Annotated in this window: 20 protein-coding genes; 8 read left to right on the top strand and 12 right to left on the bottom strand. The window is 52.4% G+C overall.

Features of this window, described 5'->3' with window-relative positions:
* The 12 genes from HOJ95_04430 to HOJ95_04375 all read right to left on the bottom strand — a co-directional run.
* A partial coding sequence (locus tag HOJ95_04430; protein MBT6393929.1) for a 1-deoxy-D-xylulose-5-phosphate reductoisomerase occupies positions 1-668 on the bottom strand: 668 nt, incomplete at its 3' end.
* Between the two features lie 21 nt (positions 669-689).
* Positions 690-1,478 (bottom strand): CDP-archaeol synthase, encoded by a 789-nt coding sequence (locus tag HOJ95_04425; GenBank protein MBT6393928.1) that lies wholly within the window; start codon positions 1,476-1,478, stop codon positions 690-692.
* 7 nt (positions 1,479-1,485) lie between these two features.
* The gene (locus HOJ95_04420; GenBank protein ID MBT6393927.1) at positions 1,486-2,244 is read right to left on the bottom strand and encodes an isoprenyl transferase; all 759 of its coding nucleotides are present in this window, start codon (positions 2,242-2,244) and stop codon (positions 1,486-1,488) included.
* A gap of 18 nt (positions 2,245-2,262) precedes the next feature.
* Positions 2,263-2,823 carry a ribosome recycling factor gene (gene frr, locus HOJ95_04415; GenBank protein ID MBT6393926.1) on the bottom strand — a complete coding sequence of 187 codons (561 nt, stop codon included), beginning with the start codon at positions 2,821-2,823 and terminating at the stop codon, positions 2,263-2,265.
* A gap of 24 nt (positions 2,824-2,847) precedes the next feature.
* Complete coding sequence (locus tag HOJ95_04410) at positions 2,848-3,549, bottom strand: UMP kinase (protein MBT6393925.1); 702 nt, start codon at positions 3,547-3,549, stop codon at positions 2,848-2,850.
* A gap of 88 nt (positions 3,550-3,637) precedes the next feature.
* Positions 3,638-4,516 (bottom strand): elongation factor Ts, encoded by an 879-nt coding sequence (locus HOJ95_04405; GenBank protein MBT6393924.1) that lies wholly within the window; start codon positions 4,514-4,516, stop codon positions 3,638-3,640.
* Positions 4,517-4,611: 95 nt separating this feature from the next.
* Entirely contained in the window at positions 4,612-5,526 is a 915-nt protein-coding gene (gene rpsB / locus HOJ95_04400; protein ID MBT6393923.1) for a 30S ribosomal protein S2, read from the bottom strand.
* 147 nt (positions 5,527-5,673) lie between these two features.
* Positions 5,674-6,888, bottom strand: coding sequence for a bifunctional glutamate N-acetyltransferase/amino-acid acetyltransferase ArgJ (gene argJ / locus HOJ95_04395; GenBank protein ID MBT6393922.1), 1,215 nt, complete (start codon positions 6,886-6,888; stop codon positions 5,674-5,676).
* On the bottom strand, positions 6,885-7,922 hold the full coding sequence (locus HOJ95_04390; GenBank protein MBT6393921.1) for an N-acetyl-gamma-glutamyl-phosphate reductase: 1,038 nt from the start codon (positions 7,920-7,922) through the stop codon (positions 6,885-6,887). The genes argJ and HOJ95_04390 overlap by 4 nt, the downstream gene beginning before the upstream one ends.
* 59 nt (positions 7,923-7,981) lie before the next feature.
* Positions 7,982-8,380 (bottom strand): 30S ribosomal protein S9, encoded by a 399-nt coding sequence (rpsI, locus tag HOJ95_04385; GenBank protein MBT6393920.1) that lies wholly within the window; start codon positions 8,378-8,380, stop codon positions 7,982-7,984.
* Between the two features lie 39 nt (positions 8,381-8,419).
* On the bottom strand, positions 8,420-8,863 hold the full coding sequence (rplM, locus tag HOJ95_04380) for a 50S ribosomal protein L13 (GenBank protein ID MBT6393919.1): 444 nt from the start codon (positions 8,861-8,863) through the stop codon (positions 8,420-8,422).
* Positions 8,864-9,054: 191 nt separating this feature from the next.
* Positions 9,055-10,356 (bottom strand): nucleotide sugar dehydrogenase, encoded by a 1,302-nt coding sequence (locus HOJ95_04375; GenBank protein ID MBT6393918.1) that lies wholly within the window; start codon positions 10,354-10,356, stop codon positions 9,055-9,057.
* Positions 10,357-11,148: 792 nt separating this feature from the next.
* On the opposite strand from HOJ95_04375, the gene HOJ95_04370 reads away from it, so the two are divergent.
* The 8 genes from HOJ95_04370 to HOJ95_04335 all read left to right on the top strand — a co-directional run.
* Positions 11,149-13,497: a hypothetical protein gene (locus tag HOJ95_04370; GenBank protein MBT6393917.1), complete on the top strand. Its 2,349-nt coding sequence runs from the start codon at positions 11,149-11,151 to the stop codon at positions 13,495-13,497.
* 22 nt (positions 13,498-13,519) lie between these two features.
* Entirely contained in the window at positions 13,520-16,738 is a 3,219-nt protein-coding gene (locus HOJ95_04365; GenBank protein MBT6393916.1) for a polysaccharide biosynthesis tyrosine autokinase, read from the top strand.
* Positions 16,739-16,763: 25 nt separating this feature from the next.
* A complete protein-coding gene (locus HOJ95_04360; GenBank protein ID MBT6393915.1) occupies positions 16,764-18,665 on the top strand; it encodes an O-antigen ligase family protein in 1,902 nt (633 codons plus the stop codon).
* Between the two features lie 119 nt (positions 18,666-18,784).
* Positions 18,785-19,918 carry a glycosyltransferase family 4 protein gene (locus HOJ95_04355; GenBank protein MBT6393914.1) on the top strand — a complete coding sequence of 378 codons (1,134 nt, stop codon included), beginning with the start codon at positions 18,785-18,787 and terminating at the stop codon, positions 19,916-19,918.
* Positions 19,911-21,602, top strand: a complete 1,692-nt coding sequence (locus HOJ95_04350) for a hypothetical protein (protein MBT6393913.1) — start codon at positions 19,911-19,913, stop codon at positions 21,600-21,602. The genes HOJ95_04355 and HOJ95_04350 overlap by 8 nt, the downstream gene beginning before the upstream one ends.
* Positions 21,603-21,752: 150 nt before the next feature.
* On the top strand, positions 21,753-22,943 hold the full coding sequence (locus HOJ95_04345; protein ID MBT6393912.1) for a glycosyltransferase family 4 protein: 1,191 nt from the start codon (positions 21,753-21,755) through the stop codon (positions 22,941-22,943).
* Between the two features lie 35 nt (positions 22,944-22,978).
* Complete coding sequence (locus tag HOJ95_04340; protein MBT6393911.1) at positions 22,979-24,400, top strand: PHP domain-containing protein; 1,422 nt, start codon at positions 22,979-22,981, stop codon at positions 24,398-24,400.
* 26 nt (positions 24,401-24,426) lie between these two features.
* A partial coding sequence (locus HOJ95_04335; GenBank protein ID MBT6393910.1) for a PIG-L family deacetylase occupies positions 24,427-24,764 on the top strand: 338 nt, incomplete at its 3' end.

Raw genomic sequence — 24,764 nt, 5'->3', positions numbered from 1 at the left:
CAGCTTGCCTCGATAAGCTCAAGCCCTTTATTCATCATACTTGCCGAATCGATCGTGACCTTTGGCCCCATCTTCCAGGTTGGATGGCGAAGCGCCTCCTCGGGGGTGACTTCATAGAGCGATTCAATCGGAGTGGTTCGAAACGGCCCACCCGAAGCAGTCAGGATGACACGAAGCACCTCATGAGCGGCCCGACTTCCATCCAGCAACTGCGCCACGCCAGCATGCTCGCTGTCGATGGGAAGAATAGGAACTTTCAGATCTGAGGCTCTTTGCGTAACCAGTTCGCCCGCCATGACAAGCACTTCTTTGTTCGCTAGCGCAATGGCGGCCCCAGCTTCTATCGCCGCCAGAGTCGGTTCGAGGCCGACCGCTCCGACAAGAGCCGAAACAACGATGTCAGCACCTACGCCAGCCGCAACCTCGCGAAGCCCCTCGCTGCCACTTAAAACCTTCACGTCGGTGCCGTTATTGAGGCTCGCCACATTCTCTGAATTGGATATCGATACCAATTTCGGAGAAAATTCTCTTGCCTGATGCGCCAACCGCTCCCAATTCGATCCTGCGGCTAGCGCTACAACCTCGAATCGATCCCGGTTATCCGCAATGACGCGAAGAGTATTTTCTCCGATACTTCCAGTTGAGCCGAGAATGGCTACCTTCTTCACGGCAAATACCTCAAAAGATCATCAGCCAGCGAACCATCTTAGAAAAAAGTAAAACGGGGGCGTTGCCAAAAGCAGTCCATCGATGCGATCTAAAATACCACCATGTCCTGGAATACCGGACCCAGAATCCTTCCTCCCCGCCGCCCGTTTCACAAAAGACTCACAAAGATCACCAACCTGCGAGAGAAGACCTACCACCATGGCGACAAAAATCGCCACCACCATATCCAGGGAACTTAACAACCAGACCGCTACCACCAGGCCCGCTAAAACACCCACAACGAGACCACCGACAGAGCCCTCAACCGTCTTGCCTGGACTAATTGAGGGGGCGAGTTTTCGGGAACCGAAAGCGCGACCAATATAATAGGCAGCAATATCGTTAGCCCAGACGACCGCAAATAAAAACAAGACGGCCTCTTTGCCGACATCAAGCAGGCGAAGCATTACCACCAGAGCACAGGCACCGCCAATCCATAGGAGCCCAAGAAGTGAAGCGCCGGCTCCTGCAAGTCCTGATTTTTGATCCTCGGCACTCATTGCACGAACGAAGATTCTCAAAAAGATCAAGGTTAGGGCCAAAGTAGGTGTTAGGCCTCCCACCCAAAAGGCGAGGACCAAGAGCCCGGCATCGAGAGCACCCTCCCATCTCACACTCTCCCAACCACAGTCCGCCAACAACCCTTGAAATTCCCACGCCGCCACAAGGGCCACAATGACCGCAATCACCAAAAATACAATTGGAGGGCCATACCAGACAGATAGAAGAAGGGGAACGGCGAGAGCGATGGCACTTAAAAAACGAACCACGGCCAGCTCAAACTTTCGGAGGAGCGATTTGGTCTTCAGTCAAACCAAATTTCCTCACCCGGGATTGAAAGGCGAGAACGGCGGATTCGAGTTCCCGCTCTCCGAAATTTGGCCAATACAGATCTGTGAAATACATTTCGGCATAAGCAGCCTGCCACAAAAGATAATTAGACAGGCGAAGCTCACCACTGGTCCGAATCAACAAATCAAGCTCCGGAAGATCGGACGTGTAAAGGTTCCTTTCGATGTCGCTCTCATCGATATTCTCGGGGGAAATCTTTCCGGCAATCGCCTCGCGCGCCAGAGCCTGTGCCGCATCGGCAATCTCACGACGCGAACTGTAGCTGAGCGCAAGGGTAAGAATCATCCCTTCCCTGTCAGCTGTCTCGGCCACCGCGCGGCTTACCCACTCCTGGGCAAACAAAGGCAAGTCCTCAACATGACCTATGGTGTTGAAGCGGATGCCTACTTCGAGAATTCTGGAAAGTTCCCGTTCTAGATATTCAGCCAGAATTTCCATCAAGGCATTTACTTCATCCCTGGGGCGACTCCAGTTTTCGAGGGAAAAACTATAGAGGGTGAGGGCTTTGATGCCCATTGTACTGGCGTGAGAAACAACGCGATCCACTGCCTTAACACCTTCGCGGTGGCCGGCTAGTCGCGGCAAAAAACGTTTCTTGGCCCATCGACCATTGCCGTCCATGATGATCCCGACATGAGCAGGTAACCGGGATAGGTCAATGCGTGAATCGATGGGGAGGGTCATAAGTTTTCCATGGGCGTGTCAGACTTTAAGTATTTCCTCTTCCTTAACGGAAATCAACTTGTCGATCTGGGTGATAAAGTCATCCGTGACCTTTTGAACTTCCCCCTGCCCCTTTCGGAGATCATCTTCAGAGATTTCCTTGTCCTTTTCCTCAGACTTTAGAATATCATTAATTTCGCGGCGAATATTCCGAATTGATACTTTATGATCTTCGCCAATTTTTTTGACCATCTTCACCATTTCCTTGCGCCGCTCCTCAGTCAGGGGCGGAACAGGCACACGGATCAATTTACCGTCATTGGCAGGGTTCAAACCAAGCTCGGCAGTCTGGATCGCCTTCTCGATGTTCCCGAGCGCTCCGGCATCATAGGGCTGAATAACAATTAACTGTGGCTCGGGTACATTGATTGTGGCCAACTGATTTAGAGGCGTTATCGTACCGTAGTAATCAACCCGGACGTTACTAACCAAAGAAGTGGAAGCCCTGCCAGTCCGCACACGTGCGCTTTCGACCTTAAAAGCCTCAAGCGTCGTCGTCATTTTTTCTTTCGACTCAGAGATATGCTCTTCGATTGCCATGGCTTGTCCTCCGAAATTTGCGTCTCAAGTCTCCTGGATAGCTGTCACAAGCGTTCCCACTTTTTCGCCAGCCACTACTCGGAAAATATTACCTTCTTTCCTGAGATTAAAAACAATTATTGGCAAATTATTTTCCATACACAAACTGATCGCCGTCGAATCCATCACCCCCAGATGGCGGTTGAGGACTTCAATATAACTTAGCTCTTTAATAAACTCGGCGGTATCATCTTTATTAGGATCTGCCGTGTACACCCCGTCCACATTCGTCGCCTTCAGAATACATTCAGCGCCAATCTCAACGGCACGCAAACTCGCAGCCGTATCGGTCGTGAAATATGGGTTTCCGGTTCCTGCGGCGAAAATTACAACGCGACCTTTCTCAAGATGGCGCACGGCCCGCCTGCGTATATAGGGCTCGCAAAGCTCAGCCATATGAATCGCGCTCTGAACCCGGGTGGCGACTCCAATTTTCTCAAGAGCGTGTTGTAAAGCAAGCGCATTTATGACGGTGGCGAGCATGCCCATGTGATCTCCGGTGGTCCGCTCCATTCCCGTTGCTGCTGCTTCCCCGCCCCGGAAGATGTTGCCGCCCCCGACGACCACCGCGAGTTGAAGACCCTTCTCATGGACCTCGGCGATTTCCTTAGCGATATCGCTCACAACACCGTGGTCTACGCCAAGACGCTTTTCTCCCCCGAGGGCTTCGCCCGAGAGTTTCAGCATGATTCGCTTGAAACGCAGGTTATTGCCCAAAAACTCCTCCTGTCCCTATCAATTCTGGAAAGAAAGCGAGCGACACTTTCGTGCGCGTCTACTCAGCTTCTTCTTGCGTGGAAAGCTCACCGCGCTGGAAGCGGGCAAAGCGGGATATCTCGATCTCGCCGCCTAACTCTTTGGATTTACTGGACATCCAGCCCTGTATTTTCTGATCCGGATCCTTCACGAAAGGCTGGTCCATCAGACAAACCTCTTTGAGGTACTTGTTAATTCGCCCTTCAACAATTTTGGCGACAATCTCCTCGGGTTTGCCAGTGTCCTGCGACTGGGCCAAAAGAATGGCACGCTCGCTCTCAATGAGACTTCCAGGAACTTGATCGGCCTGTAGATAGAGCGGGCTGCTTGCCGCAATATGCATGGCAAGATCCTTGGCAACCTCGGCAAAACCATCCTTAGCTACGACATCCTCAGAGGAGGTGTGAAGCTCGACCATCACCCCAATAGCTCCGCCTGGGTGAATATAGGCGCTAACGGCACCCGCTTGCCCACCAGGCACTTCAAATTTGTCTCCGCGGGAAACGACAATATTTTCACCAAGCTTGGTGATGGCCGCCGTAACTTCTCCCTGAAGGGCCTCAACACCGCCCTCGCCAATCTTTCCATTTTCCGTCACATGGGAGATAACCTTTCCCACCAGAGCAGAAAAATCCTCTGTCTTGGCGACAAAATCCGTCTCACAATTCACTTCAACGAGCACACCCGAGCGCCCATCAGAGGCAACATCGGACTCGACCAATCCGTCACTCGCCGCGCGCCCAGCCTTTTTGGCCGCGCTGGAAAGACCTTTTTCCCTTAAATAAATCTTGGCCTCTTCAAGATCGCCATCTTTTTCCTTGAGCGCCTCTTTGCAGTCCATTATTCCTGCGCCCGTTACACTGCGTAAATCCTTGACCATTTGAGCGGTGACTTCCATTGCCTTGAAATCTCCTTCCAGCTTCATCGTTAGTTAAAACGAATTTTGATTTGTCAAAATTATCCTAAAAGCACATCAATTTTACTCGCCGTCTATTACCCTTCGCTCGGCTTGTCTTCAGCGGCAGGGGCTTTTTCTTCAACCGGTGCGCTTTCAACTGCAGGAGCATCCTCCTTCGCTGGGCTGCTTTCAGCGACAGGGGCTTTTTCTTCGGCCTTGGCCGCAGCGAGTATTTCCTGGGCCACACCATCACCTGCAACAGCCGCCTCGGCCTTGCCATCCGACCTTAAAGCCACGCCCTCGCTGATAGCATCGGCCACCCGCGAGACGAAAAGACGAATCGAGCGCAACGCATCATCGTTACCCGGCAGGAGGTAATCGACCCCATCGGGATCAGCATTGGTGTCCACCATCGACACTACTGGGATACCGAGTTTCCTGGCCTCTCTGATGGCAATATGTTCATGACTTGCATCCACCACGAACATCGCCTTCGGAATCGATTTCATTTTTTTGACACCGCCAAGGAACTTGTCGAGCCTGAGCCGATCCTTCTCGCGGCGGACAGCCTCTTTTTTGGCCAGAAGATCGAACGTACCGTCATCCTTCATGCCGTCAAGTTCAATCAGGCGCGCAACAGAATTTTTAATCGTGGCAAAGTTTGTGAGCGTGCCGCCGAGCCAGCGGACGGTGACATACGGCATCCCGGCCCTCTGGGCTTCCTCAACAACAATTTCCTGGGCCTGGGGTTTCGTTCCAACAAAAAGAACCTCGCCGCCTTTGGCGCTCACGTCCTTGAGAAAATCAAGCGCATCTTTGAAAAGGTGGAGCGTTTTCTGCAGGTCGATGATATAGACCCCGTTACGCGCCCCGAAGATATAGGGCTTCATCTTGGGGTTCCAACGGTTCGTTTTATGTCCGAAATGTGATCCAGATTCGAGAAGTTCTCTTAGGTTTACTGATGCCACAGGGTATACCTCCTTTTCCCACCTTAAGGCAGGCGGGACCATCGCAGCACCCCGGCGAAAGGGGCCGAATTTAATTCAGTTTTTTGTTCTCCGATCACCACGCAAACCCGCCCAATGCGGCCGCCATCGCGAGGCGAGGGGAATGTCTCACAAGGGTGTATTCTATTCAACCCCCTAAAAAATATACGTTTATGTCCTGTAGTCCGCGTTAATCGTTACATATTCCCGGCTCAGGTCGGTCGTCCAGAAATTAGAGCTCGCATCGCCAACCCCGAGCCCGAGCGTTACCGTATACTCAGGTTTTTCAAGCACCTTGCGCAGAGAATCGTCCTGCCCACCAATGGGCGCACCATCCCGGGCAACCTCTATATCGTCAAATTTAAGGTACAGCCGCTCCTGATCAAGGGCGGCACCACTATAGCCGGCAGCAGCGAAAATCCGGCCCCAATTTGGGAGATTTCCGTTAATGGCCGTTTTCACCAACAAACTCTCTGAAACTGACCGTGCTGCAAGGCGAGCATCCTCATCACTCGTAGCGCCTTCAACACGGAGCTGGACAACTTTCGTCACCCCTTCCCCGTCACGCACAATTGCCAGGGCAAGTTCAAGACAGACCTGTTTCAGAGCGGTCTCAAAAAGCTCAAGTGTTTCGCCGCTCTCGACTCGGACGCCCGAGGCACCGGTCGCCGCAAGGATGGCCGTATCGTTCGTCGATGTGTCACCGTCAATCGTCACGCAGTTAAAAGACATGTCGGAGGCCTCTCGCAACAACTTCGCCAACAACTCACTTGAAACGGCGGCGTCCGTCGTAACATAGGCCAACATGGTGGCCATGTTGGGCGCTATCATTCCCGCCCCCTTACTCATTCCACCGATGCGGACAGTACCCTCGGGCAATTCAACCAAAACGGCATATTCCTTAGGCCGGGTATCAGTGGTCATGATCGCCTCGGCTGAAGCTGTCCCGCCACCTTTCGATAGCCCGGCAACCAGTTCGCCGAACTTCGCTTCCAAAAGTTCCACAGGAAGGTTGGCCCCGATCAAGCCAGTCGATGACATGACGACTTCATCGGACTTGCTACCGAGAACACCGGCTATGCCATCACACAAATGATAAGCGTCCGAGAGGCCTGTCTGTCCCGTGCAAGCGTTGGCGTTTCCACTGTTTACCAAAATAGCCCGAAGGGGGCCCTTACCCACTCGCTCACGACAGAGCACAACCGGCGCAGCACAAACCAGATTTCGCGTATAGACGCCCGCCGCCTCGGCGGGCGGGTCGAACGCAATTAACGTAATGTCCGGATTGCCAGACTCTTTAATTCCCGCTGTCGCCGCAGAGGCCCGAACACCCTCGGCGGCACAAACACCGCCCTCGATTACTTGTATATTTATTTTCTCGCTCATACCCAGAACCCCGGATGAACCAAGCCCTGCGTTTCCGTAAGGCCTAGAAGAATGTTCATGTTTTGCACCGCTGCTCCCGATGCCCCTTTCACCAAATTATCGATCGCCGTCACGATAACGAAACGCCCGGTGCGCTCATCGAAGGTGAGGCCGATGTCGAGAAAATTACTTCCCGCCACCTGGCTCACGTTGGGAAAAGCCCCCTGAGGCATGAGACGAATAAACGCCTCGTTTCCGTACGCCTCCTGAAGAGCCGCTCGCGCACTTTCCTCAGTAGCTCCGCCCGCTGCCTCGACGTATATCGTCGAGAGGATTCCCCTCGTCATCGGGACGAGATGGGGCGTGAACGACACCCTTAGCTCCCCTCCTAAGGCAACCGAAAGTTCCTGCTCGATCTCGGGCGTATGACGGTGCGTGCCAATTCCGTAGGCCTTAAACCCCTCGTTAACCTCGCTGAACTGAAAGTCTAAAGCCGCTTTTCGCCCCGCACCTGAGACACCGGATTTTGCGTCAATCACGATCAATGAAGAGACAACAATACCCGCACGAAGCAACGGCGCCAGCGCCAGAATTGCTCCCGTCGGATAGCACCCAGGGTTGGCCACTAATTTTGCACCACGAATTTCGTCTCGATAAAGCTCGGGAATTCCGTAGACAGCCTCAGGAATGCGCTCAGGGCAAACATGTTCTGTTTTATACCATTGCTCATAAACGGCATGATCCCTGAGCCTGAAATCGGCAGAGAAATCGACGACCCGGTGTCCACGGTCTAAAAGCCCGGGAACAGTGTTCATAGCCGTTCTGTGCGGCAGACAGCAGAATACGATATCGGCGCCCTCGCACACCTCGGGCTCAAACTTTTGCAATCTACAGGTAACGATTTTCGCAAGGGCTGGAAATACCTCTCCGATTTCCTTGCCTGAATAAGTTTCAGATGTCAGGGCACCGACCTCGACGCCGCCATGAGACGCAAGCAGCCGCAACAACTCGAAGCCGGTATACCCCGTGGCTCCCACCACGGCGATCCGGTACATCGGACACCCTCCTCCCCGCTAGCTGCGGGGGCTGAGTGATTGAATTTCTAAAAAACGGTTTAACGTTTGGAGAACTGGAAGCTCTTGCGGGCACCCTTGAGGCCGTACTTTTTGCGCTCTTTAACACGCGAGTCGCGCGTTATGAGGCCCGCTTTTTTCAGCGTGGTACGGTAGCTGGGGTCAACTTCGAGCAGCGCTTTTGAAATACCGTGCCGGACAGCACCAGCTTGGCCCGAGAGGCCGCCACCGTTGACCGTAGCGCTAACATCGAATCGACCCCAAGTCCCCGTAATCTCGAAGGGTTGCTTGATGATCATGAGTGAAGTGTCCCGCAGAAAGTACTCATCCACAGGTTTATTATTGATCAGCATCCTGCCCTCACCAGGGAGAATCCACACCCGGGCGACGGAGGTTTTTCGTTTGCCTGTTGCGTAATATTTCGTAACTGTCGTTGCCATCTTTAGGTTTTAGCTCCCCGGTCTTAAATTGCCCAGCATCTATGCTAAAGAAATCGCTTCGGGCTTTTGTGCCTCATGGGGATGAGACGCCCCCACATAGACTTTCAACTTCTTAAACATCGCACGGCCAAGTTTGGTTTTCGGCAACATGCCCCGAACCGCAGCCTGAACCACTCTTTCGGGATGGATCTCAAGCATACGCCCAGCCGTCACTTCTCTCATGTGCCCGATGTAACCTGAATGGCGAAAATATTTTTTCTGCTCGGCTTTCTGGCCAGTCAAAAACACTTTCTCCGAGTTGATGATAACGACATAATCGCCGCAATCAACATGGGGACTCCACTCGGGGCGATGCTTTCCGCGAAGAAGCGTAGCTACTTTCGTCGCTAGCCGGCCAAGGGTTTGACCCTCTGCATCAATAACCACCCAGTGCTGCTCCTCGGCGGCCTTTTCTTTAGAAATGAATTTTGTAGGTTGATACATCCTCAACTGTACATCCTCCGACCGTTTGGGCCAGTTAGGTTCAAGTAATTGTAAACGCCCTAAAGCGTAGGCAGGGGATTAAATCCGAAGACACCCTCTATGTCAACTGCCGAAAGGACGATACGATGACATTGCAAGATATTGTTTTGTAACAAGTTAAAATCAACAAACTAAAAAACCACACTGTCTGGTCAAAGCTTATAAATTTTTCCATCCCCAGAATCGCTATTCAGGGCGTTTCGGGTGTCCACAACACATGAGGAATGCTCACTAATCATATCTAAATCCAGCGACTCATGGGATGCCAGAAGGATGGCGCAATCCATACTCTGGAGCATATCCGGCGCTAAAAACTTTGAGGTGCGCTCCCTTTCGCCAAACATCAAAGATTCAACATATGGATCATGATATTCCACCGTGGCGCCCCAGTCCTCCAATAGCTGCCAGACATCCAGCGCCGGACTCTCGCGGACATCGTTCACATCCGCCTTGTAGGTGACTCCGAGCAGGAGAACATTAGCTCCCTTGAGCGGCTTGCCGTGATCGCCCAGCGCCTTGACCACCAGATCGACGACGAATTGGGGCATCGATGAATTGACCTGATCCGCCAGTTCAATGAAACGCGCCTCGAATCCCATCTGCCTCGCCTTCCAGGAAAGATAGATGGGATCGATCGGAATACAATGTCCGCCAAGACCGGGACCCGGATAAAAAGGCATGAACCCAAAGGGTTTGGTTTTCGCCGCATCAATAACTTCCCAGATGTTCACATCGAGGTTGTGGCACATTTTCGCCAACTCATTGACCAGGCCGATGTTCACACTCCTGAAAGTATTTTCGAGAAGCTTGACCATCTCTGCGACACGAGGCGAGCTAACGGTAACGGTGGTGTCCACGCAGTTTTCATAAAGAGCTGCAGCACAGGCCGTACATGTTTCCGTGACCCCGCCAACTACTTTTGGAATATTGCGCGTATTGAAGTTGGGGTTGCCCGGATCAATGCGCTCGGGAGAGAAGGCGAGGAAAAAATCTTTACCCACTTCTCTGGTCCCTTCCCCGGAGAGAACGGGAAGCAACGCCTCCTCGGTCGTTCCGGGATATGTAGTGCTTTCAAGGATATATAGCTGCCCTGGGGATTGATTTTCCTCAATCGCCTGGAGCGCCGCCTTTACAAACGAAAGATCGGGCGCGCCGGATTTGTTCAGAGGCGTAGGGACGCAAATATTAAGGGTCTGAACTGTAGAGATGACAGACTGATCCGAGGTGACCTCGAACCTCCCGGTCTCAAATGCCTCGATCAATTCCGAGTCAGGAATGTCGGTAATATATGAAGAGCGCTTTGCGAGAGACTCAATCTTTCTCTCGTCTGAATCCAGACCGACTACATGATAGCCAGCTCGGACAAATTCAAGACAAAGCGGGAGGCCGACATATCCCAGCCCCATAACGCCCGCACGAACCTCGCGATTTTTAATTTTCTCAAGGAGCGACATAAAATAAATTTCCCTAACCTGAACGAAAGGCAAAAATTAGAACGTGGCTTTCTACAACTATGAGAAAACAGATGTCAACGAGTGAAAATGATTAATCCCGAGCTAGCTCAAATTTATTACTTTTCATGCCCTTCTTTTCTTCCTTAATTTCAGATTCAATGCTTTTACTATAATAAGTAGGGGTCTTTCGAATCGAGGCAAAGACTATTCACATCAACCCTGAAGTCCACTTTCTATAATTCAAAAAAAAAGTCGAGACCAAATGACATCCAGGAAATTGGCAATCAGGAACGATATCGCTTCCTGCCAACCCTCAAACTATCAGCCGCCACCTCCTATTTTACCACTTCCGGACCTGCTAGCCCGCAGTCTTTGTCATTTTAGAAATGCCGGCATAAAAATTAGGGGGAAACCCTGAATTTCAAGAAAATCCAAGAGATATTCGCCTTAATTTCGTCAAAATTTCACAAACCATCAGTGATATACCTCCTTTTCGCTGTCTCCAAAATTTATAACAATCAAATTATCGGCTACCTAAAAACATCTTAACTTATTTAATATCAATGAGTAACAATAAATGAATTCAACGCCCCGCGATTCATTTTTAATTTTAGAATAACATTTTCCCCCGATTCAAGACTGGAGTTCAAAAATGCTGGATTATTTATATTAAAAATCAAATCTCCATTTAAATCAATTGATTAACCCCTAGTATTTATTGTAAAGTAGTACATTAGGACGTAGAACATATAGAGGTTATAGTGTTTCGGTCCGCCCAATAGGTCTTCGAACATGAAATTCGGCAAAAGGGGTTTTCTACCTCTGCTTTGCGCCACACTGGCGCTGGCGTTATCTGGTTGCCAGGACGCCGTCGAAATAGGTGACCTCAATACCCCTGACTCACCAACTTTATCAGGAAGTGAATCCACCGGACTCCCTTCGAAAGGACCCGTCAAGTCCGGATATTACCGTAATCTTGTATCTGGTGATCTGAACGGCGACGGTCTTCCCGAACTCGTAACGGCCAACTTGCTCACCGGCGATCTCATCATCTGGCCAGGAAAGCGCAAAACCGGATGGGGAGCACCCACGACTATTTCGGTTGGAGCCGAAATTAATTCCATCGATCTTGCTGACATCGACGCCGATGCCCGCCTCGATATCGTTGCCGCCTTCAAGCAGAACGGCAACAGCGGCATCGGAATCTGGAACAATCTTGGAAATCTAAAATTCAAGCGCACCCCGGGGCCGGGCAAAGGTGAATTATTCGACGACGTGCATGCCGTTGACGTTAACTTTGATGGTCGAGCAGACCTCATCGCCGTAAAAGGGGTTGCCAGCCCCGACGGCAACATACGTATATGGATGAACCTCGGGCCCCGCAAATGGCAGAAAGCACCCGCCCCCAAAGCAACGGGCGCCTTTCATGGCGTCAGCACCTCGGACCTGAACCAGGATGGAATCATCGACATCATCGCAGCTGGAGAAGGGCCCGGCGGCGGGATCATTGTCTGGCTAGGAAAAAGTAAATCTCCCAGATGGGGCAAAGCCAATGTTCTTGCAAAAGGGGATTTCTGGAGCGTCACCATTATGGATCTGAATGGCGATTCGATACCCGATCAAATCGCCACGGGCAAAGACACCGGAATTCTCATCTGGCAGGGGCTTGGTAAGGGAAATCTCAATCGCATGGCGAGCCCGGTCTCAGACAATAGCTACTGGTACGCCACGGCCATTGATCGCGACGGCGACGGTCTCTTGGATATCGTCGCCAGCACAATGAACGGAAACGGTATCCACTACTGGAAGCAGCAGCCAGGCATTGGCTGGGTATCCCAGCGTCTCCTCCTCCCCGAGCGAGGCATGTACCGGAATATCCTGGTCTCCGACTTTGATGGCGACGGTCGCTCTGATCTGGGGTCCGCAACACACGGAAAAGGAATAAGCCTGTGGCCAGGCTTTGGAAGAGGCTATCAAGTTTCGAATGGTCACAAAAACGGGCACTCGAACGGAAATGGGAATGGGAGCAGAAACGGCAAGCGCCACAACCTTCCCCTAATACCCGGCTCGAAGATGCCTGACCTTAAAATTGACGCAGAGAACGCAAATGCCCAGGCCCAAAAAGTATCTCACCTAATTGAAGGCGCCCGCCCGGAAAATCGTCTTCCCGGCGAGTATATAATCGGCTCAAGCGATGTGTTGGCGATTAAAATATGGAAAGGCATCAAGGCCGAGGTTCGTCGCGTCCAGGTGAGCGAGCGGGGATTAATTAGCTTTGGCTATGTAGACGATGTCCGTGCATCCGGACTAACCATCAATGAATTCGACAACGTTCTCACAAAGAAGCTTGCGAGGTTCATCAAAAACCCTCGAATAGAAATTTCGGTGACAAAATTCGGCAGCAAGGTTATCCGGGTCATGGGCGCTATTCGCTCCCCCAGGACTTATCAGTTATCGAAGTCAATCACCATCCTGGACGCAATCCTCCAGGCCGGCGGCCACATTACACAAACGACACGAGGGGACTTAGAGCGCATCAAATTGCAACGGGACGGCACCACTCAAACAATAAACCTTCTGCGCTATATTTCCGGCACTGGCACGAACGAGGACAACCCACTGCTCATCGCCAACGATTTGGTATACATACCCGAGGCGAGCAAGGACCAGACACAAGAAGCCCGGATTTATGTGTTCGGCGAAACCAAACGGCCCGGAGTATACCCCTTCACATTCCAGATGCGTGTCCTTGACGCTATCGCTAAGACAGGTGGTTTTACAAAATTTGGTCTTCGCGGCGAGATCCGGGTCATCCGAGGCGATCCGGAGCGGCCCGAAGTTATCCTTGCCAACCTCAAAAATCTTCTTGAGCGCGGTGACAGAAGGGGCAATATTCTCCTTGAGCCTAACGATGTTATCGTGATTCCCCGCAGCGTCATCGGAAATATAACCGATTTCGTTAAAAAGGCTTCGCCAATACTCGACTTTCTTTTCTATCCAGCACGCCTGAGAGAGTCTTATGCGAGCAACTCAAATGTGCTTAAATTCGATGTCGGCGGCCCGAGCGCGCGCAAAGCAGAGGAGGACTCGAATGGGACCTTCTCTGCCGGACAATCGAGCAGCACGATTTTGCTACAATAGTTACTCCCAAGGATAAATATTCATGGGCCAATACGATATCAATCTGAGGGATTACTGGCGGATAATACGTCGCCGGAAAACCATCATTATATTCACAACAATAGTTCTGTGCTTCTTCAGTTACGTATTCGCCAAACTGAACGAGCCTGCACCCATCTATTCGGCCTCAAGCGCCGTACGAATCGAGCAGAACACGGCCGTTGCCGGAATCGTCTCCGACTCTTCCTTTAATCAGTTCCAGGAAATATCCACCCAGACTGCCGTCATTCGAAGCTATCCGGTCATGGAGGTGGTCGCAAAAAACCTGGGGTTCATCGACAAGGCCCTCATCTCTGATCAAATAGCAAAGAACAGTCGTCTTGTTTCGATCATCAACAATCTGGCCGGCCAGGTTTCCGCAGAGCAAGTCGGGGATACCAACATCGTTTCCATCTCCGTCACCTCTGGCGACCCGGACAAAGCTGCCAGGATGGCAAATACCATCGCAAGCGCTTTTCGTAAATTCGACTTCGAATCGCGCAACCAGGCTGTCCTTAAACAATTTAATTTTATTAAGAGCCAGCTCGACAAGAGCGAAGAGCGTCTCCGCAACTCTGAAAAAGGCATCAAGGAATTTAAGGAAAACCAGAATTTTCTCTCTTTGCGTGTAGAGGCAACTACCGTCACCCGTGCCTTGCAAATAATCACAGCGAAGGTAAGCGCTCTCGAAAAAGCCCATTCGAAAATAAGCGACGCTATCCAACAGGTTCGCTCGATTGGAGAGTTTCAGGCAGGCAAAACCAAGCGAATCCCCGTTGACGATATCGAATCCGGCCTCGGGCCTCTTAACAAACAACTCGTGGGATTGCAGGTGCAGCGCGACACGCTGCTCGAGGATTTCACTTCAGAGCATCCCACGGTCGTCGCCATCAACGCTCAGATTAAAAATGTAGTTCGGGAGATGCTCCTGGTCCTCGAAGGACGGGAGCGGGCGATCTCCCAGGAACTCAAGAGCAGCGAGAAAGAAATGGTAGTTTTAGAGGGGCGCAACAAAACGATCCCCGACATTTCAATTCGCCTTCAACGCCTTGAGCGACAATTCGCCACCGACATGGAAGTACACAACCTCCTTCGGCAAAAAATCGAAGAGGTAAACATCAAACTCGCCGGGCGCCAGAATCTCGTTCACATTGTGAAGCCAGCCTTCCGCCCGACTTCGCGTGACAATCCACCCCAAATAGCCGTCAACACAACGCTGGGTGCGATTCTCGGCCTGATAGTTGGTCTGGCCTTCGCCCTCGTAATTGAAACCATGGATACCTCCATCGGCGCCATTGAGGATGTGGAAAGCTTCCTGGAGATACCGGTTCTAGGTGTGATTCCCATACTCGACAGCGAGGAGCTTGAGAGGCAATACGTTGAATCGAATCCAGATCGAGCGGGGCGTTTCTCGCCGGATATCTACGGCCGTTTGGTGACGCACTTTGTACCCCGCTCTCCTGTGGCGGAGGCCTACCGCTCATTCCGTACCCAAATGGATTTCCTCGCGCTTGAAAAGGGCGGGAACATTTTCCTGATAACTAGCGCCACCCCTGGAGAGGGAAAAACAACAACCGCCATCAACTTTGCCATCTCCTACGCACAGACCAACAAACGCACCCTTCTCATCGACTGCGACATGAGAAAACCAACTATCTACCGTATTTTTGGAATCGACAGGGAGCCCGGCGTCACCGACATTCTGCTAGGGAATTACAACTGGGAAGAATGTATCCGGACAATGACTGACATTATGCTTGGCAAATTCGACATGGAAGACATGATGCTGACGCCGGGCCTGGACAATTTGAGTATTCTCACGACAGGAAACATCCCCCCGAACCCCTCGGAGTTGCTCAATTCTCCGAGGATGACGGAGTTCCTCGAAAACCTTCGTCAGGAATACGACTTCATCATATTGGACACCCCGCCTCTGCTTCCGGTAACGGACGCCGCCGTTTTAGGAACACGAGCCGATGGGTGCGTTCTTGTTTACAGAGCCGGCGCCATTGCTCGGGGCGCCCTAAAGCGAGCCAAGCTCCAGCTCGACAATGTCCGTGCCAACGTATGGGGCATCGTATTAAATTCGATGCGCGCTGAAACGAGTACCGACCTCGATTCGTTCCGGTATCAATCCAGCTACTACTATGGCGGCTATGTCGAGGAAGCCTCAGAGGACTCACTGGCCAACCTTCCTTTTTACGAGCGTTGGTACCATCAGGTAATGGACGCCGTCTTCTCATCCGAGGACGAAGATGTAGTCGAGGAGGCCTCTACCCTCTCGAAAGCCATCGGCGCCGTCCTAGTTGCTTTATCGTTCACCGCCGTCGGTGCCGGGATGGCGTGGCAGGCAGGAATTAACATCCCCGCCATGGGGTCTCTTGGCAATGCGGTGAAGGTTATCGGCAGTGCGCCGGGAGATGCGCTGAAAAACCTAGATAAGATTTGGGAAAATGCTCATAAGGGCCAACTTTTGCCTACACCAACTAGCAACACCTCTCCCCCGGCAGTTGAAGCGCCCTCCGTGGAGAAAGAAAAGATTTCAAAAATCGAAATACCCGCCACAGACAAAGCATCACTAGAAACAAGTTCAAAGCCCGGAGTCAGAGCTGCCATTTCGCCGATACAGCTGGCCTCATCTCGGCAAGAAGATGAGGTTCTCAAATCCCCTCCCCTCCCCGCCAAGGAGGGGCCGGAGTTGAATCGGCTCAAATCTAACTCCGATAGCGTAACTATGCTGAAGATCCCTCCGATGCCACCTGCCACGGAATTATTAAAGCGGCCCTATAGCATCGTGTTCAGCATCAACAGCCTACACAAGACTACCCGTCAGCAGATGGCCCAATTGCTAGAAAACCACCTGGCACCCAGTTTTGCCCCAGTCAAATATCCGAAAGGCCCCCTTGATCGCGTCTTCCTTGGGGCATTCAAGACAAGAAAAGAGGCCCGGGCCGAAATGGAAAAATACGACATCCCCCAAGCGCTTAGACAAAACGGGCCGATCATCCAGGAGCTGCCATATGCCCTCCAAATTGGCTGGGATATGTCACCAGATGAATTGGAAGTTATCCGGGTAATTCTCAAATCTATTGGGCTCCATGTATACTTTGATGATGTCAGCAATCGTATGCTGCTGGGAGCCTTTAAATCATCAACGGAAAGCCAGGCCGCCGCCAATCTGTTAACCAGAGAAAATATCCCTCACCGGCTTATCACTCGCTAGAGGCCGCAGCCGACCGGAGCCCTAAATGGCGTCTCCAACCAGAGCCAATACAGGAGCGGGGGCACTCGCCCCTCTTCTGATCGTATGCGGCATTTTGGTAATCTGTCTGCTTCTTGCATTTTCACTTTCTCAAACTTCTTCTTTTTACGTCCTGGGCGGGCTAATCGGTTTCCTCGTTTTATTCGCTTCTTTTTTTAGCCCCGAATTCGGAGTCGCGCTTCTAATCGTTTCAATGCTTCTCTCTCCAGAATTTGGGGCTGGCGGTGGGGGCGCCGGAGGATCCGTTGAAACCAGCCGCTCCGTTGTCGTTCGCATAGACGATGTTCTTCTCATCATCCTCATGGTTAGTTGGTTCGCCAGAACGGCAATTCACAAAGACCTGGGTCTAATCCTCAAAAGCCCACTCAACCGCCCCATCGGCGTATATGTTCTGAGTTGCCTTGTATCTACACTAATTGGCTATATGTCTGGGAACGTCACTGGAAAAATCGGAATATTCTTCGTTCTCCGCTATGTCGAATATTTTATCGTCTTCTTTATATCCATCAACGTTCTTGACTCTCCGCGCAAGATGCGCCGATTTATGAAAATCGCATTTTTTACAGCCAGTGCCATCGCCATGTATGGCATGTATCAGATTCCATCCGGCGTTCGCGTTTCAGCCCCCTTCGAGGGGGATAACGGGGAACCCAACACGATGGGAGGTTACCTCCTCCTCATAATGTGTATGGCCGGGGGACAACTCCTCGTCACAAAAAGCCATCGAGCCGCAATAGGTTGGAGCGCGTACATCCTCTTCCTTCTCATTCCGGTGCTCTTCACAGGAAGTCGCTCTTCGTGGCTAGGTATTCCAGTAGCCATGCTGGCATTTTTTTTCTTCTCCGTAAAAAAAAGACAAATTGCCACTCTCACCTTGCTACTCGTCATAATGGGCCCAGCAATGCTTCCCGAGACTGTTAAAGAACGATTGTTGTTTACGTTTCAACAGGGAAAGCAGACTCGATCGAAGGTAAAACAGATCGAGGTAGGCTCCGTACAACTCGACACATCGACCTCGGCAAGACTTCAGAGCTATCAGGTAGCCATTAAGGGTTGGAAGGAAAAACCACTACTCGGTTGGGGCATTACAGGCTATGTGTTCATCGACTCCCAATTCATTCGCACGCTTGCTGAGACCGGGCTGGTGGGACTCGGGGCCTTCCTGTGGCTTGTGTGGATATATCTACAAGGGGGGATCGCCGCCATCGGTTCGGCTTCAGATCGATTTCAGCGCGGCATTGCACTGGGATATCTGGCTGGTCTTTTTGGGCTTATGGCACACTCTACGGGCTCGAACACATTCATTATTCTTCGCATCATGGAACCATGGATGGTATTTACGGCTTTCGTAGTCCGCATACCCTTGCTCCAGGTCGCCAGAGACAAGAAATGGGAGGGGACTGATCTCGAATGGCAAGACAATGATGAGGAAGAGCCCCAAGAAGATACCCCGCAGGAGGACTTAGCGCCAGCAAAACCCGAGATCAAGATCGGCAGCCGGGGGCAAATTATAGTGGTCCAGCCCGAGAACGTAGAAAAAAAGGAAACAAAGGTAGGCGTTCTGGGAAAAAGATTTAAGATACTTTTCACCACCTACGAAAATTTTCTGAGGCGCGAGCAACTCGAAATTATGCGCCACGAGCGAGAGGCAGAGGAAATCAGAACTGCCGCCCCGAAATTTAGGCGGCTTCAAAACGACAAAGCAGCATCGGCCAGTGGTATTTCTAACCGCCAGGGGCCTGCTTTAGGCAGCGCAATAAACGAAGACCCTCCTCCCGGACAATCTAAAATACCAGCAAAGGAGACGCTTGCTGATCCGACTAGCCTGCCGCGTCAACGCGGCGTCGATATGGCCCGGGGGATTAAACTACCCAGAGAACGCAATTAAGAACGAAGTATAGGGGAGCTCTGTGATGCCATATTCCTTGTACCTAATTGCCATAATATCTGTCTCATTATCTTAGACATAAACCGCCTTCCTTCTCTAAATTCAAGTTGACCTTTAACGTGCATACGATTCTTTATTGTCATCACTACTCGAAGATCAGCGGCGGCGAAACAAGTCTTCTTGAATTGTGGCGCAATCTGGATCGCGAAAAATTCCGGCCCATCCTGGCCGGACCAGAATACGGTCCCTTCGCGGACGAGGCCCGAAAGCTTGGGGTGAAAATATGCCCGATTGAATTCGGGCGCCTCCGCCAGGGAGTTCTATTATTGAAAAACATAGCCTCGCTAAGAGCCATTGCACAGATTGAGGGCGCCGCCATCCTCCACTCCAATGGTCCTGTTACCAATCTGCCAGCGGGGATTGCCGCCCGCCTCTTAGGCCTGCCCGCCATTTGGCACGCACGAGTGATGAACTCTCCTGGCCAGACAGATCTCGACCGACTTTTATCTCCATTGTCCTCGCTCATCATCGCCAACTCGGACGCCATCCGCGAGCGCTTTCGCCGGAGAGGCACGCTCCCGCAAAAAGCTGTCACTATTATCAACGGGGTGGACATTCAGAATTTTCATCCATCGTCCTCGGGAGAGGGAGTTCGCAAACAATGGGACATCTCTTCTGGAGACATCCTTGCTGGCGTCGTGGGCCGCATATCACCAGTAAAAGGACAAGAAACTTTCATCGAGGCAGCAGCCAGACTGGCCCCTGAGTTTCAGAACTTGCGATTTATTCTTATCGGGTCCGCCCTTTTCGAGAAGGAAAAAGAGTATGAATTAAAAATTCGCCGCCTTGTTGCCGACAAAGGCCTTGAGAAAAAAATTATCTTCGCAGGCTATCAATCGGATGTCGCTTCATACATGTCGGCGCTCGACATCTGCGTCGTCCCCTCAGATGAGGAGGGGTGCGGTCGCGCCATCTTCGAGGCAATGGCAATGGCCAAACCCGTGGTCGGGACGAACACGGGCGGAACACCTGAAATTGTTGTGGAAGGGGAAACAGGTTTGCTCATTCATCCGAGAGATGCCGAAACCCTAGCCGGAGCCATTAAAAAATTGGCTTACGACGATGGAATCAGAGCGCGCATGGGCGAGGCGGGGCGCAGACGCGTGGAGGAGAACTTTACAATTGAGGATCACACTCGAAAGACCGAATCACAATACTTACGTCTTATAGATAAGGGTGTAGACGATGGATAGGCTAGCGGGTGCGCTTCAAACCGATGGCGGGCGACACACTCTTCTCTGGGCAGAAAACTCGGCACCCATCCGCAACGAGGCGACTGGGGCCGAGGCCATTGTACTCGGCCCGGCGGCGAAAAGAGCCAATGATATCGCCCATGAGCTTACCCGCGCACCCGGGGCCACTGCCAAGGCACTCGACAATCTCCACCGGGCGGCGGGCGGATTCGCCTTCGCACTCTGGGAGAGCGCTGAGGGTCGGCTCACTCTCGGGACGGACTCACTCGGCCTCCAAGCAATATACTACCGGGGCTCTGGCGATGAAATTGAATTCGGCGCAAGGCTCACCGACCTCTCTCCACCGGATGAAAGAAAAAAACTCCAGCTCGCCTCTCTCAATCACTTTTTGATTTACCTCTCCCTTCCACCTGGAAAAACCCTGCTCGGTGGTGTGCGGCGCACTCCTCCCGGCGTGAGTCTCCGTTTTCCGGACGAAGGCGACCCCCACTGCCTTTACCCCATCGAGACGGAGCCTGTTTCAAGCGAAGTGGCAACCTCGGCAAAACTCCTGGACATTTTGAAAACGTCCATTAATAGGGCGCTCTCAGGCATTCCCGACGATGAGCCTGCCGGTATCCTTCTAAGCGGAGGAATCGACAGCACCGCCCTGCTCGCACTCGCGAAACAAATAAGAGGGGATGCCCCTATCATAGCGATTCATGCCAGCCCCGAGGGGAATCCCGATAGAGAATATGCCCGGCGAATGGCAGAGAAATACGGGGCCGAATTTCTCGATATCAAACTAGGCGCAGATGATGCGGCCAAGAGCCTTGCCTGGATCGTATCGAGCATGGAGGCACCCGGAGGAAACGCCTCGGCCGTAGCCAATTGCAGAGCTTTCGCAATGGCGCGGGAGCGAGGCGTAGGGCGCATAATTTCGGGACTCGGGAGCGATGAGATTTTCTGTGGCCAGGGCAAACATCTACTCGCCCCGTGGTGGCCCTGGTTGGCCCGCCTGCCCCGCCCAATCAGGGGACTGGCTTCCATGCTTGCCCCGACCGAAAAAAAAGAAGCGCTGCGCCGTGCCCTCGAAGAAGATAATGCCGCCGAAATGCACCGTTCGCTTTACGCTTTTTTCAGCAACGAGGAATCCGCCGCCATCAAGAGCGGTCTCGCCCAAATGGCAAAAGTGAATCCCTATTCATGGCGCGAGCCTCTAGGTACCGGATTCCCTCCTGTATACAGCTCAGAGCTCCTTCAGGTGGACCTCAACACATGGCTTCGCAGCTCGCTAACGCCGATGGCGGGAACCCTTTCGGCGGCAAACGGGATTGAATTACTTCTTCCCTTCTGCTCGCCCGAGGCGGTTAATCTTTCGGCCTCGCTCCCCCTATCGTGGAAAGTGCGCGGGCGCGAGGGAAAGCGCCTACTCAGGCGTACTTTGTCGGGGATAATTCCCCAAGAAATATTCGAGCGGCCCCAGCAAGGCTTTACCGTGCCGATGAGCCAATGGCTTAGAGGCGATCTCGCCCCGCTTGCACGAGAGCTCCTATCACCAGAAAAGGTCGAGCCATGGAACATAATCGCCCCCGGCGCTCTGGCCCACATGCTAAATGAGCACGAGAGCGAAAAGAGGGACAGGAGTCTTCCCCTGTGGGCTTGGATGACCTTCTCCATCTGGTACGAAAGGTTCGCTGGCTGAGACGCAGAGTGAGAAAACCCGACATGGCCCGCTTGATGATTTTTGGAAATTGACTTAGAAATTGGACCAAATTCTGCTAGTATTTGAATTATATAGGGTACGGCGATCAGAAACGCTGGCCGAAATCTGTAATTTACCGGAGAGCGCAGCGTGAAAATCCTGCATATCATCACCCGGCTCGACCGCGGGGGCTCTGCCGACAACACCCTTTTAAGCTGCATCGGGCAGGCCAGGTGCGGCCATAGTGTTTCGTTGATAACGGGCCCCGGGTTTTCTGAGGAATCCAAACTCACCTCGCAGGCCCGGGAAGAAGGGGTGAACCTCATATATCTTGCATGTCTTCTCAGGAGTGTCGAGCCCCTTAACGACCTGCGAGCCCTGCTTGCATGTAGACGGATTATTCGCGACGGAAATTGGGACATGATTCACACCCATACATCAAAGGCAGGGATACTCGGTCGACTCGCTGCCCGCCTCGCCGAAGCCCGCCTCGGCGGTGTGCGCCCGGTTGTACACACCCCCCACGGCCATGTCTTCTACGGCTATTTTGGTACCATCAAAACGCAAATTTTCATCTGGGCGGAAAAGCTCGCCGCCCTCTGGACCGACACCATCGTGACCCTGACCGACAAAGAAGCTGAGGAGCATCAATCCCTCGGCATCGGTCGACCGGCGCAATTTGAAACCATATTCAGCGGAATCATGCTCAATCGTGCATCTGAGAAGATAAATTCAGAAAACCGTGCAGATAGACGCAAGTCGCTCGGGCTTCCCGCCGAGGGGGATATTATTATTTCGGTAGGCCGCCTTGAACCAATCAAAGGTCACCACACGCTTGTTGAAGCGTTCGCCCAAATTCTTCTCCACTGCCCCGCCTCACATCTTGTCCTCGCTGGTGACGGCGAACTCCGCGAGGTGTTGGAAAAACGTTCCGAGGCCCTGAAAATCCATCGCCGCGTCCACTTTCTCGGCTGGCGCGACGATATTGAACATCTGCTTGCGGTATCTGATCTATTTGTCCTCCCCTCGCTCAATGAGGGAATGGGCCGCGCTGTGGTTGAGGCCATGGCGGCGGGCCTTGCCGCAATCGGAACAAGGGTGGGCGGCATTCCCCTGGTTATCGATGAGGGGGAGACCGGCCTGCTGGTGCCGCCAGAGGATGAGAGCGCGTTGGCTACTGCTATCGTCCAGCTTTTGACCAACCCGGTGGAGCGCGAAGCTATGGGTGAGGCGGGAAAGAACAAAGCCGAAAACTTCAGCGCAGAATCGATGGTTGAGCGGCTAGAGACCCTCTATCAAAGGCTCCTGTCATCCAGCCAATACGCAGGAGCCGCCCTATGATGAGAACTTGCTTCCTGATCCCCTGTCTGCTCGCAATGGCACTCACATGGGCAGCCCCCGCACCCGCCAGGGGCGCCACCACCGAGGGCTCGCTCAAATCATACAGGGGCATCATTCATGTCCATTCGAATTTCAGCACTGGAGAACTTTCCCCGGCCGAGGTTGTTGCCAAGGCAAAGAAAGCCGGTATTAAAATTGTAGTTTTCACTGATCATGATTTGGTGCGCGCCTCCTGGGGGCTGCCACCTTTCCGCAACCTACTCAGCTACACCATGGATTTTAAACCTTCGGTTTTTCAGATTGGCGTCGATAATTATTTTGACACCATCGAGAATCTCCAGAGCGAGAATTCCGACATGGTGATTATCCCCGCCATAGAATCCGCGCCATTTTATTATGTATCCGGCAACCCGATATTTGGCGAAATGAACATTCACGATTGGCGGCGGCATATCCTCCTCATCGGGCTGGGCCGAGAAGCGGTAAAAAATCTACCCGTGCTTCATAATGGCATGAGCTCGCGGTATTTCTGGACCCTCTTGCCGGGCACGATTCTGTATTTGGTGCCAGCGCTATTCGCTATCGTTCTGTTGCCCTTCCGGGGGTGGGTGCGCTGGGCCGGGTTTATTGTCTTTTTTGTAGGACTCATTGGAGCTATTGACGCCCATCCTTTTAAATCAAGCCCATTTAGCCCCTATCTGGGCTCTCAGGGCGCGAGACCTTACCAGGAAATTATCAACTACACAGACACCAACGGCGGTCTCGCATTGTGGGCGCATCAAGGCTCTCTGTTGAGCAAGCAAAAAACAAAATTCGGAAACCTGTTGACACCGCCTCACGTGGAAATGCTCACCGAAACGGTCAACTACCATGCATTCGACGCAATCTATGAAGACAATTACACAGCTTCTAAGCCGGGCAGGGCATGGGACAAATACCTGGTTGGCTATTTGAAGGGGGTGCGCCCAAAACCCATATGGGGATATGGCGGCATCGACTTTCACTCTGAGAATGAACTTCGAGGCAAGAAACGGGTCAACGACATTGAAAACGTTTTTTACATGGAATCCCTCTCAAACGACGCCTTTTACCGCGCACTCGTCAACGGACGGTTTTATGTGTCTCGTGGATATACGCCAGCGCGGCTACAGATGGATTATTTCAGCCTCACCTCGGCAAAAGGGCAGAATTCGGAAACCTACGGAGGCGGCCTTCGTTTCAAAGGGCCTCCGCAGATTTCGTTTCAGGTATCGACGAGGAACGGCACGGCCGAGAAAGTGAAGGCCCAACTCATCCGGATGGGGCTGGTGATACACACCTTTGAGGGCGTAACGCCTCTTAAAATAGATTTCGTTGACAGAAACCCTATCGACCATAAGCGGTTTTATTACCGTCTCGACGTCAAGGGAAAGCGCGGCGAGCATATCGCCACGAACCCTGTTTTCGTCCAGCGCTGAGAAATTCACTCGACAAGGAGGCTAGCATGAATATTCTCGCCATCGGCTCTCACCCGGACGACCTCGAATACGGGTGCGGGGGATCGCTCGCCCGATACGCCGAGGCGGGGCACGACGTCACCATGCTGATCATGACCCTGGGCGAGCAGGGCGGTGTGCCCGACATTCGCGAAGGCGAGCAAAAGAGCGCCGCCGAGGCTCTTGGAGCGAAGGATGTTATCTTCGGCGGATACGCCGACACCCGCGTAACGCTGGATCAACAACTAATCGGGTTTATCGAGAGGACTATTCAGAATGTAAAACCCGATATGATTTTCGTCCACTATGGCAACGATTCGCACCAGGATCACAGATCGATAAACAT

The organism is Nitrospinaceae bacterium, assembly GCA_018669005.1.
GTDB lineage: Bacteria > UBA8248 > UBA8248 > UBA8248 > UBA8248 > UBA8248.
Note: the sequence above shows the minus strand (reverse complement) of the source record. Positions and strands in the feature narration are given on the sequence as shown.